The organism is Vaginella massiliensis (genome assembly GCF_900089075.1).
Taxonomy (GTDB): domain Bacteria; phylum Bacteroidota; class Bacteroidia; order Flavobacteriales; family Weeksellaceae; genus Weeksella; species Weeksella massiliensis_A.
The window spans coordinates 811507-822206 of sequence record NZ_LT593746.1; the positions used below are offsets into that span (position 1 = coordinate 811507).

The following is a 10700-nucleotide window of genomic DNA, read 5'->3' on the forward strand; positions in this document are numbered from 1 at the left end:
AAAAATTCGGCAGTTTTTTACGCAAGTCTAAATTAGATGAACTGCCGCAATTGTTTAATGTACTATTCGGTGATATGAGTCTGGTAGGTCCACGTCCGAATTTATTCAACCAAACCGAACTGATTAAAGAGCGTGACAGCCGTGGTGTTTATAATGTGGTTCCTGGTATTACGGGTTTGGCGCAAATCAATGAAATTGATATGTCAACACCTAAGGAGTTAGCTATTAAAGATGCTGAAATGATTAAAAGTCTAACGATTACAGACTATTTCAAATACATTTTCGCGACTGTTGGTGGTAAAGGTCAAGCGGATAGGGTAGTGAAATAAAGTTTTTATGTATTTTGTATTATGTATTATTGTTGTGCTTTAACAGATTATCTCCTTAACAAAAGTAAGATGAAAACGGTAAATCAGTAAGATCTATTTAAAAATTGTTTTTACTTGCTTAATCGAATCAACTTTAATAAAGTTTCTCTGTGCTTAGCACTTTTAGCCCATTGCGGCAAACGGGAAGCAATACTGTCGTTTTGTACGGGAATTCCATTTCTATTTCGGTCTTTACTACCAATATAATTTTCTATAACTTCTAGATGCATGGCGTTATATGCCCAAATATTACCCCAAGGAGTTTCTATAATGTACCACAACGGAAAATTAAAATACGGATCGGTTTGCGAATCAAAAAACAAGACTCGGGCATATTTTGTAACTCCTCTACTATTCGTGAAAACCGGAAATTTGGGCGTATTGGCGTACTTTAATACATAAACACAATAGGTGCAGGTAAATTGTATTGCCTCTTCAAAACCAACCGTATTACTTACAGGTTGCCCGCCCGAAACCACTGCTTTTTTACTACAACGCGGGCATACTACAGCAATTGAATCAACAAAATCGATGTTTTTTAATTGATACGGATTGGTTTTCATGGTAGAAGAATTAGACATTGATTAATACTTTTTAATATGATCTGTTACTATTAAACAGCCGAAATTAAATCCATTAATGGTTATTATTTTCTCCTAATATCTTTCCAATATTTAGCTTTCTCTTTGTCTTTTTCTATGCCATGACCACCACGGTTATACATTTCGATAAGGTTATCTATATAGCTTTCGTTTTTCTTTTCGCTGTTGTAATATTCTTCATAATATTTAATGGCTTTGGCGTAATCTTTTGTAATGCCCCCTTTCCCTGAAAAATAAATATTAGCGGTTACTAATGTGCTACCTTTTTGACCATTTTCAGCTGCTTTTTCATAATATTCCAGGGCTTTTTGTGGAATATCATTATCAGATAAGCTATACATTTGTCCTAATAAGCTATAAAAGTTCGGATTAATAGCCCCAGCTTTTAAATACCATTCTTCTGCCTTAGCATAATTTTTCTTTTCTTCATACGCCTTACCAATATAAAACATAGCGTCTATAGTTCGATTTTCGTTAGCAGCTTTTAACCAATATTCCATAGCTATTTGTTCATTTTTTTCTGTTCCCAGACCATAAAAATTTAGTACACCATATCTTACCATAGCGTCCCAATGTCCTTTTGTAGCGGCTTTTTTATAATAAGGAAATGCTTTGTCATATTCTTCTTTATCTTCATAGACTTTTCCGGTCTTGTGCAAACCAGCTGCACTGCCTAAATCTCTTGCCTGCCGATAATATTCCATTGCTTTTGTAAGGTTGTTATCTTCATTTTCTGCAAACCAGCCTATTACATATACACCATGGGGGTGCTCCATTTTCGCTGCCTTTTCGAACCATTTCCGGGTATTGTTCCTGTCAATGTCGGCGAGTTGTACTGCTGCTTCGGCATTTCCATTGTCCGTTGCTTTTTGGTGCCATTCCTTGGCTTTTGCGGTGTCTTTTTTCTGTTGTGCATATAGAAGGCCCAAATTGCGCATTGCCCAGCTATTGCCTTTTTGTGCTAATTTTTCGTATAGCGGAATGGCAATATCGTAGTTTTTGGCAACATGTTCTTTTTTAGCTGTCTGGAAATCGGCACTCTGGCGTTCGTCTAACTTTAAAGCTTTTAAGGTTTTTTCGATGCCGTACACCACTTTGTATTTTTCCATAGGGATGTCGTCACTGTTTAGTTTGTTGAAGTGCGCCATATATTTAGTTACTTCTTCGTAAAGCGGCTGCATCGTTGGTACGCCAATATTTCCCATATCGGTCAAGGCGTACAAACATTCTATTTTAAGGTACGACACATTAGGTGTCCATGTACCTAACTCCTTTTCGGTTTGGTTCAGGTGTTTTAGAGCTGTTTCGTAGTCTTCTTCTGTAAAAGCTTTTTCGGCTTCTTCAAACTCTATGCGGGCTTTTATATCGTTTTGCGCTTGGGCAAACGTAAAAGCAAAGATTAAAATTAAAAATGCGTATAGTTTTTTCATGATTGCTGTTATTAAATGTTTTTTTGGAAGCTTCATCTGATGCGAAAAAGTGCAAAAATTTTTGTTCTCATAGTGTATAAAGTTTATTGGTTTTTAAAAATCTTTATAGCGTTCGCTCAAAATATTGGCTTTTTTATTTTCCATGTCAAAGGTTACGGGAATTCTACTGTATTTTCCGTTCCACCAGCCGCCACCAGCTTCGCTATTTGCACCGTATTTTAAAATAAGTACAATCTGAAAGTTGGGATTATCTTCGCCTTTACGCATAAGCGGCTCGCCTTGTTTATTGACTTCCAGCCAATATTCAATAGGGTAAGCAGGTGTGCCGTGCATTTGAAAAAAGCCTTTGTTGTTTTCTTTTAATTCTGCATAAGGTTCGCCGTTGTTACTATCGTAATATTTATAATAACCCAGCATTTTTTGCAGAATATCAGCCGGTATTTCCTTTGTTCCAAAATGTTCACTTGAGCTGTCGTGTACATTGGTAAATGTTTCTATATTTTGCCCCCAGCTTTGCAATGCAAAACCAAAAAGCATGACGAATGCTAATAGTTTTGTTCTCATGATCTATAATTTTTATTTTTTGATTTATTTTTGTTTAAAGTGTGTTTTCGAAAATATCTATCCACATATTTTCACAATTATAGGCATCAGTTCCATAGGTTGGTCCACAGTTTTGTTCTGCCCATGTTATTTTATAAATAACCATATCAAAATATTTGTACTCCCCGTCAGGTCTTTTTCCGCCAGGTAATGCAGAAATTCTATAATTTCCTTTTTCAGTAGTTTCAATCAAGGGATCTACTCCTGTTGTAAAATCATCCCATTGTTTTGGTGTTATTTTTAAAAATTCGCAAATTTCGTCAACAGTTACAACTCTCTTACCTGTGTTCTCTTTCTCTTTATTATAACGTTTTAATACTTTCCTTACATGGTACTCCTTTACACGGTTATCGCCAGGATTATACATTTTTAAGTTATCAAAATAAATAGTTCCCGTCGGTTTATAACCGTAATAAAAATAATCCTTTTTACCTTCAGAAATGATGGTTTGTAAATATTTATCTTGCTGTTTCTCTTTTTTAATACTCTTGTAATCGGGTGCTAACCATGTAGAAGGAATACTCATGAAAAAATCGCGAGCTGATACTTCTGTTTTAGGAAACTCCGCAGCCAAACGATAGACCATTTCATAATATTGCTTTAGTAAATCTGCTGTGCGATTTGCTTCTTTTTCGTAAGCAGTTTTTCGTTTATCCAAATCTATTTTTATACGGTAAACCTCCATTTGTTTGTCTTAGCCAAGAGCATCTTTGTCTTCGTGCTTGTCAAAATCGGCAATGGCTTTTTCTAACTTTTGGTAATTATCTGCGCTTTCTTTGGCGGTAACAATTTGGTTGGTTATCATGACCTTTAAAAACAGCATCGGCGGGTTGGTGCTACCCAAAGCGGTTTCGGCTTTTTCCAAATAATCCAATGCTTCGGCGTATTGTTTGGCATCAAACTTTTCCTCAGCCATTTGATATGCCATTTTTGCTTCTAAATTGCTTTGTGCGTAAGTTGTTGTTGCTACACACAAAAAGATTAATATTTGTAAAAACTGTTTCATTTTACTTTGTATTTAATTGTTTATTATTTTGTTTTGTTTGAGATGCCTCGGCATGACATCCGTTTTGTCCTCCCGACCGAAGTGGAGGGATCTCCTGAGATCCTTCGTCAAGCTCAGGATGACATTCGGCACAACCTCTTACTTACTCCAAAAGTCAACTTCTTTTTTTGTTTCCTTTTTAGGTTCTGTTTTTTTATCTTTTGTTGGTGTACCCCAAAAGTCGGTTTCGGTGTTTTGGGTATTGTCTTGTTTTTTAGTTTCGGTTTTTGTTCCCAAAAATCTGTTTCCGAAGTATTGGTTGTTGTATTTGGCTTTTGTTCTTTTACTTTTACTTCCACTTCTTTTACAGCAAACTTGGCATTAGGTGCAACCTCTAACAGGGAACTGCGGTAATTTTCAGCTTCACTTTTATTGGTAAAATACCCCATCAAAACGGGATTGCTAATTCCTGCGTTTTCAAAGGTTCGCTTTACATTGGATGTATAAGGATACGTTCCATCACTGTATCGATATACGGGTATTACATTGCTGATGCTCATTGCTACATTCTGGTTTTTATCCCAATCGGCTTTATTACTATTATAGGCAAAAACATACAATATCGGAGCGGTTATCTTATGTGTACTTAATGGCATTCCGCCTTCGGTATAGACTTTACCAATCTCAGTACGGATGGCAACTAAAGCGTCTAATTGTGCTTTTTTTATTCGTGCCTCTTCTTCTGCGCGTTGTCTTTTTAGTTCTTCCCGCGCATCTTTTTCTGCTTTATTTGCCGAAATTGCAGAAGCAATAGTTCCTATAGCATTGATATATCCTGAGTAATCATAGCCACTGGAACCTGTACTTATTATATTTGAATAAGCTTGTATAGCTTGGTTAGTAGATGCTTGCATTTGACTACCCATTGCCGATACTTGACGCATTTTTTGATTAAAAGCGGCATTGAGTTCTTCAATACTTGAATAACCACTGCCCAAATCTTTAGCATCTCGCATCCCCTCTTTAGCTGCCGACATCGCATAAAAGCTGATACTCATATTATCCCAGTTTTGTTTAAATTCGGCATCGCGTTGCTGGCGTTCTGCTTCTTGGCGTTCCATTTTTTCGTAAATCTTATTCGCTGCTTCGCGTTCATAAACCATTTTATCTACTTTACGCGCGCCACCTAATTCTTTTTTATAATAACCACCAGCACCATCAGTAAAATATTCGCCTTCTTTAATAGCGTTTAAATTATTTTTAAATTTGGAGTCGGCAACAAAATTTTCGTCTTTCGGATACAAGTCTTTGTTGTTATTGTTTGAGGTTGTTGACTTTTTAGAAGATGAAGAAGTATTTCCCCAAAAATCAGCGCTTGTTTCAGTAAACGCATCCTTATTAGATGGCTCTTTTTTAGACGTTGTTTGCTGATTTTTAGTTTCGGCTTCCTTCTTCTTTTTCTCTTCGGCTTCTTTGCGTTCTTGTTCAGAAAGGTTGATAATTTTTACAACCCGATATCCCAAACTATTGATAATGCTGTACGTTTTTGCACCGTCTTTATCAACTCCAGTTTGTTTCCACGAATCTTTAGAGCATTCATTATTTCCTAACAATCTCACGTAAGCATTAATGCCATCATTACCCCAGGTTTTATCAATTCGGTCATTAGGCTGCAAAATATAGCCGTCTCCCAATGGACCTAACTGATATGTTTTTCGTTTTCCACAGGTTAAATCTGCATAATATTCTATATAAATGTGGAGTTTATCATTGGTTCTGTTATACACATTGATCTTAAAATCTTGTGTTAAATTTCCGAATGCGTTGTTGTCATATTGATAAAACATCTCTACGTAGATACGAGCATCTTGTTGTTCTACTGCAAAAACATTGTTAACCTGAGCTGTTAAACTATTGGATGCAAACAAACAAATCATCCCAAAAATACCTGTTATTGTTTTACTAATAGTGTTCATGCTTTTATAGATTATCATTGATCAATCAAAGTTATTTGTGGTAATCACATGAAACAATACCCACCAAAGGGTATTTTTTATCAATTCCTTTCATTTTTTTTCTGTAAATTTGAAGAAAACTACCCTGAAAATCAGAACATCCCGGTATGGAAGTCTTTCTAAACATAGAGCAGAAACTTTTTCAGATTGAACGGAATCTGTCAAAAAATTCGTTTGAAATACCCGATATTTCAGAAGTTATCCCGGCTTCAATTATGGTTCACAGCTTAAGTGAGGGCGTTCCGCAGCAAATCGTTTACATGAATGCCTGGGGATGTAATCATTTGGGAGTAGAACTGGAAGAACTCAACGCTTTGCGAGCGCAATATTATGAACAGTTTTTTATTCAGGAAGATCTGGAAGATATTTACCCAAAAGTTATTCGTTATTGTAACGAAGGAAATCATGCTACACAACTCAACTTTTTTCAGCGTGTAAAACTTTACAAAGCCGATAAACACAGATGGTTTTACACCGTTTGCAAATTATTAGAAAAGAATGATGCAGATCAGCAACGATTGATTATGCTTTCGACACCAATTGATGGTGTTGGAGCCTTGATGGAAAAGGTAAAACGGGTGCTAGATGAAAATGAATATATCACACGTAATTACAAGAAATTTGCCTTACTGACCAAACGCGAAAAAGAAATTTTAACTTTGCTTAGCATCGGAAAATCATCCATCGAAATTGCAGATCAGCTCTTTATTTCAAAAGAAACTGTTGCAACGCATCGAAAAAATATCATCCGAAAATTAGAGGTAAAATCCTTTGCCGAATTGTTGCGTTTTGCTCTTGCGTTTGATTTAGTAGGCAAATAGATAGGTACACGTTTTTCTGTGAAACATTTTCATTTTCAAAATAAATCCGTTGGTGTCATGCGTTTTACCTCTTCTTTCGTTGATGCTTTTGCTTTTTGATGGTTATTATTGGAAAGTAATGCTGTTTTATTTCTTAAGTCTATTTGCCATGTAATATGGCACATTAAAAAAAGCAGCATTATAATTGCTGGCTCGACGTTTTGGATTTGCATATCTTTTCGATTCCGTTGAATAAAAAAAAGACAAGTTTGCTAACTCGTCTTTTATGGGTTTATAAAAATTGTTTTCTATTAAAAAAATTATCCTTCGAGCAAGGCGTCGTTTACCATATTGGGCAATGTAACTTTCAACAACGGTTCTTCTTCCATAGCGCGTTTTATGGCAAAGATGGCTTCTTCGTTTCTTGCCCAAGATCTTCGTGCGATGCCGTTGTTTACATCCCAATGCAACATCGATTTCAATCGTTGTTCTGCATCAGCACTTCCGTCCAACAACATTCCAAATCCGCCATTGATCACTTCGCCCCAGCCAACACCACCACCGTTGTGAATCGAAACCCAAGTTGCTCCACGGAAACTATCGCCTATCACATTGTGAATTGCCATGTCGGCAGTGAATTTCGAACCATCATAAATATTAGACGTCTCGCGAAACGGTGAATCGGTACCCGAAACATCGTGGTGATCTCGCCCTAAAACAACTGGTCCGATTTCGCCTTTGGCAATGGCATCGTTGAAAGCTTTCGCAATCTTGATTCGCCCTTCGGCGTCGGCATATAATATTCTCGCCTGCGAACCTACTACCAATTTGTTTTCTTGCGCTCCTTTTATCCACGTGATGTTGTCTTGCATCTGTTGCTGAATTTCTGCTGGTGAATTTTGCATGATTTCTTCCAGCACTTGGCAAGCAATTTCGTCGGTCTTTTGCAAATCTTCAGGTTTTCCAGAGGTGCATACCCAACGGAAAGGACCAAAGCCGTAATCGAAACACATTGGACCCATTATGTCTTGTACATAAGACGGATATTTGAAATCGATGCCGTTTTCTGCCATCACATCTGCTCCGGCACGAGAGGCCTCTAGCAAGAAAGCATTTCCGTAGTCGAAGAAATAGGTGCCTTTTGCCGTGTGTTTGTTTACAGCTTCTGCATGACGACGCAACGATTCTTGTACTTTTTCTTTGAATTGTGCTGGGTCATTTGCCATCATTTCGTTGGCTTCTTCAAAACTCAAGCCTACCGGATAATAGCCCCCTGCCCAAGGGTTGTGCAACGAGGTTTGATCCGAACCTAAATCGATATAAATATTTTCTTTGTCGAATTTTTCCCAAACATCCACCACATTTCCATCGTATGCAATCGAGACGACTTCGTTGTGTTCTTTAGCTTTTTTTACACGCGCAACTAACTCATCCAAATCAGAAATTACTTCGTCTACCCAGCCTTGTTCGTGACGTTTCCAGGTTGCTGCCGGATTTACCTCGGCGGTTACCGAAACCAGTCCTGCAATGTTTCCGGCTTTTGGTTGTGCACCCGACATTCCGCCCAATCCGGCCGTTACAAATAATTTTCCTGCCGTCCCTTTATCGTCAATTTTTCGGCATCCATTCAAAATCGTTATCGTGGTACCGTGTACAATTCCTTGCGGGCCAATATACATATAGCTGCCAGCCGTCATTTGTCCGTATTGAGAAACGCCCAAAGCGTTCATTTTTTCCCAATCGTCTGGCTTCGAATAATTCGGAATGACTATTCCGTTGGTTACCACAACGCGCGGAGCGTTTTTGTGCGAAGGGAATAATCCCATCGGGTGACCAGAATACATCACCAAGGTTTGCTCATCGGTCATTTCGGACAAATATTTCATCGTCAAAAGGTACTGCGCCCAGTTTTGGAAAACAGCTCCATTTCCGCCATAGGTAATCAATTCGTCTGGATGTTGAGCTACGGCAGGATCCAAGTTGTTTTGAATCATCAATTGTATCGCTTTGGCTTGTTGCGAGTTGCCAGGATATTCGTCGATCGGACGTGCATAAATATCATAATCGGGCTTGAAACGGTACATATAAATGCGTCCGTATTGGTCTAATTCTTCTCTAAACTCTTGGATTAAAGTTGCATGAAATTGCGGTTCGAAATAACGCAAAGCATTTTTTAACGCTAATTTTTTTTCTTCTTCCGATAAGATTTCTTTTCGTTTTGGTGCGTGGCTTATGTTTTGATTATATGGTTTTTTCGGTGGTAAAACCGATGGTAATCCTTGTTTGATTTGTTCTTGAAATGACATTCTGTTGTTGATTTTGGTTCTAAAAATACTAAAATTTATAATCTTTCGAATACGAATTGTAGGCGGTCGTTGGTAAAAATAGCATTCAACAGATGCTTTTTTTGGGTTAACTAATTTTATTTGATGATTTTCAGTTCGTAAACTTTATCCCACAATTTTCCTGTGACCAATAAATGGTCGCCTTTGAAGGCAATTCCGTTGAGCACATCAGATTCTGGATTTTGCTGAGGTTTGAATTCGTCTAAATTCAACCTTGCCTTTACCGCTCCGTTTTTTGGATCAACGACAATGATAAAGTTTTGGTGATAAATGTTGATGTACAACAAACCATCATGATATTCCAACTCGTTGAGGTTGCTATAGCCTTGTTTGTCGTCTACCGCCTGAACGCTTCGAATGTATTTAAAATCTTTATCATAAAAATGAATGTACTGACTTCCCTCTGTTACTACAAATTGGTCGTGCATGGTGGTGATTCCCCAACCTTCGCGAATTTCGCCCGGCATCGGAATTTCTTTTATGATCTTTAGATCTTGATCGTAAGCAAAAATCAATCGATTCTGCCAGGTTAGTTGGTACACCACATCGTTCATTTCTGTAATGCCTTCTCCGAAAACCGTTTTCCTCACATCTCCAATTTTCTCTTCGGTTGTTGTTCCAAGTTTATATTTTACCAAACGCGATTGCCCTGTAAGTCCTGTTCCTTCGAATATATAACCGTCTTTGTAATAGAAACCTTGTGTAAAATCTTTCGGATTGTGCGGATGCGTTGCAATGGTAGAATAGGTCCACTCCTCGGCAGGTTGATCTGCAAAAACAAGAATAGAAAACTCTCGCGTGGCTTTTACTTCAGATCCGTTTAAGAATTGAACCAAAACATTGTGTTTTCCGAGTCCGACATTCGCTTCGTCTATTTTAGCGCCATTTTCGAAAGGCTTTCCGTCGATCTGAATTTGGATTTCGGTGATATTTTCCAATCCGTCTTTCGCAACCGATAATGGATCGCCTATGCGGTAAGATTGCTGTTCTAACTCTGTAATCCGTTGAGTAATAATAGGATTGTTGATTTTCGAATCGTCACTACATGCAACAAATGTGGTGGATAACAAACCGAATGTTAGGATGATTATACCAAAATTATAAATAGTTCGTTTCATTAGTATTAGAGATTTTGTATAACAAATATGTGACAAATTATTCGGATTGGTGTCATAATAAAGCATAGAAATTGAAAAATTGATTCCGACCATGATATTTGTTAGTGTTGGTTAGAAAAACACATATACAGTATATTTTGGTATACATTTTGAAATTTGCGATTGACCAATTTTTTAAATTTTAAACCTACATCTATAATGTTTTCATTATTTAGAAAAGCAACCAAAACTACCAAGCGAGAGTCTTATAAATTTCCAGCGGGTTTTATAGATATACACTCTCATCTGTTGCCAAACATCGACGACGGTTCGACCTCTTTTCAGAGCACGATCGAAATGCTGCTCGAGCTGAAGGCGCTTGGTATAACACAGTTTGTTTTTACGCCTCATGTTATGGAAGGCGTGTGGGAAAATTCTAAGGCTGATATTTTGGC

General features: G+C 37.5%; 10 protein-coding genes and 1 pseudogene (1 of these 11 running past the window's edge). 3 read left to right on the forward strand and 8 right to left on the reverse strand.

Annotation, left to right across the window (positions count from 1 at the left end):
- Positions 1 to 14 precede the first annotated feature (14 nt).
- A pseudogene (locus BN8061_RS05085) lies at positions 15 to 329 on the forward strand (sugar transferase); the annotation flags it as partial.
- A gap of 110 nt (positions 330 to 439) precedes the next feature.
- Here the strand turns inward: BN8061_RS05085 and BN8061_RS05090 are convergent.
- From BN8061_RS05090 to BN8061_RS05115, 6 genes are all read right to left on the reverse strand, one after another.
- Positions 440 to 949 (reverse strand): hypothetical protein, encoded by a 510-nt coding sequence (locus tag BN8061_RS05090; RefSeq protein ID WP_154662257.1) that lies wholly within the window; start codon positions 947 to 949, stop codon positions 440 to 442.
- A 65-nt stretch (positions 950 to 1014) separates the two neighbouring features.
- Positions 1015 to 2400, reverse strand: a complete 1386-nt coding sequence (locus BN8061_RS05095) for a tetratricopeptide repeat protein (protein ID WP_162270407.1) — start codon at positions 2398 to 2400, stop codon at positions 1015 to 1017.
- A gap of 93 nt (positions 2401 to 2493) precedes the next feature.
- Positions 2494 to 2964 (reverse strand): hypothetical protein, encoded by a 471-nt coding sequence (locus BN8061_RS05100; protein WP_154662258.1) that lies wholly within the window; start codon positions 2962 to 2964, stop codon positions 2494 to 2496.
- A 34-nt stretch (positions 2965 to 2998) separates the two neighbouring features.
- Positions 2999 to 3688 carry a hypothetical protein gene (locus BN8061_RS05105; RefSeq protein WP_068597064.1) on the reverse strand — a complete coding sequence of 230 codons (690 nt, stop codon included), beginning with the start codon at positions 3686 to 3688 and terminating at the stop codon, positions 2999 to 3001.
- Between the two features lie 9 nt (positions 3689 to 3697).
- Positions 3698 to 4009, reverse strand: a complete 312-nt coding sequence (locus BN8061_RS05110) for a hypothetical protein (protein ID WP_154662259.1) — start codon at positions 4007 to 4009, stop codon at positions 3698 to 3700.
- Between the two features lie 113 nt (positions 4010 to 4122).
- A complete protein-coding gene (locus BN8061_RS05115) occupies positions 4123 to 5982 on the reverse strand; it encodes a hypothetical protein (protein WP_154662260.1) in 1860 nt (619 codons plus the stop codon).
- Positions 5983 to 6110: 128 nt separating this feature from the next.
- Here BN8061_RS05115 and BN8061_RS12350 point away from each other — a divergent pair, with 128 nt between their 5' ends.
- Complete coding sequence (locus BN8061_RS12350; RefSeq protein ID WP_068597069.1) at positions 6111 to 6824, forward strand: LuxR C-terminal-related transcriptional regulator; 714 nt, start codon at positions 6111 to 6113, stop codon at positions 6822 to 6824.
- A 299-nt stretch (positions 6825 to 7123) separates the two neighbouring features.
- Here BN8061_RS12350 and BN8061_RS05125 read toward each other — a convergent pair whose 3' ends face one another.
- Positions 7124 to 9109 (reverse strand): urocanate hydratase, encoded by a 1986-nt coding sequence (locus BN8061_RS05125; RefSeq protein WP_068597070.1) that lies wholly within the window; start codon positions 9107 to 9109, stop codon positions 7124 to 7126.
- Between the two features lie 116 nt (positions 9110 to 9225).
- Positions 9226 to 10266: a glutaminyl-peptide cyclotransferase gene (locus BN8061_RS05130; protein ID WP_068597071.1), complete on the reverse strand. Its 1041-nt coding sequence runs from the start codon at positions 10264 to 10266 to the stop codon at positions 9226 to 9228.
- 198 nt (positions 10267 to 10464) lie between these two features.
- On the opposite strand from BN8061_RS05130, the gene BN8061_RS05135 reads away from it, so the two are divergent.
- Positions 10465 to 10700, forward strand: the beginning of a protein-coding gene (locus tag BN8061_RS05135) for a tyrosine-protein phosphatase (RefSeq protein WP_094745863.1). Its footprint extends 523 nt past the window's final position; 236 of the gene's 759 nt are visible here — the first part of the coding sequence; its start codon is at positions 10465 to 10467; its stop codon lies off the right edge, out of view.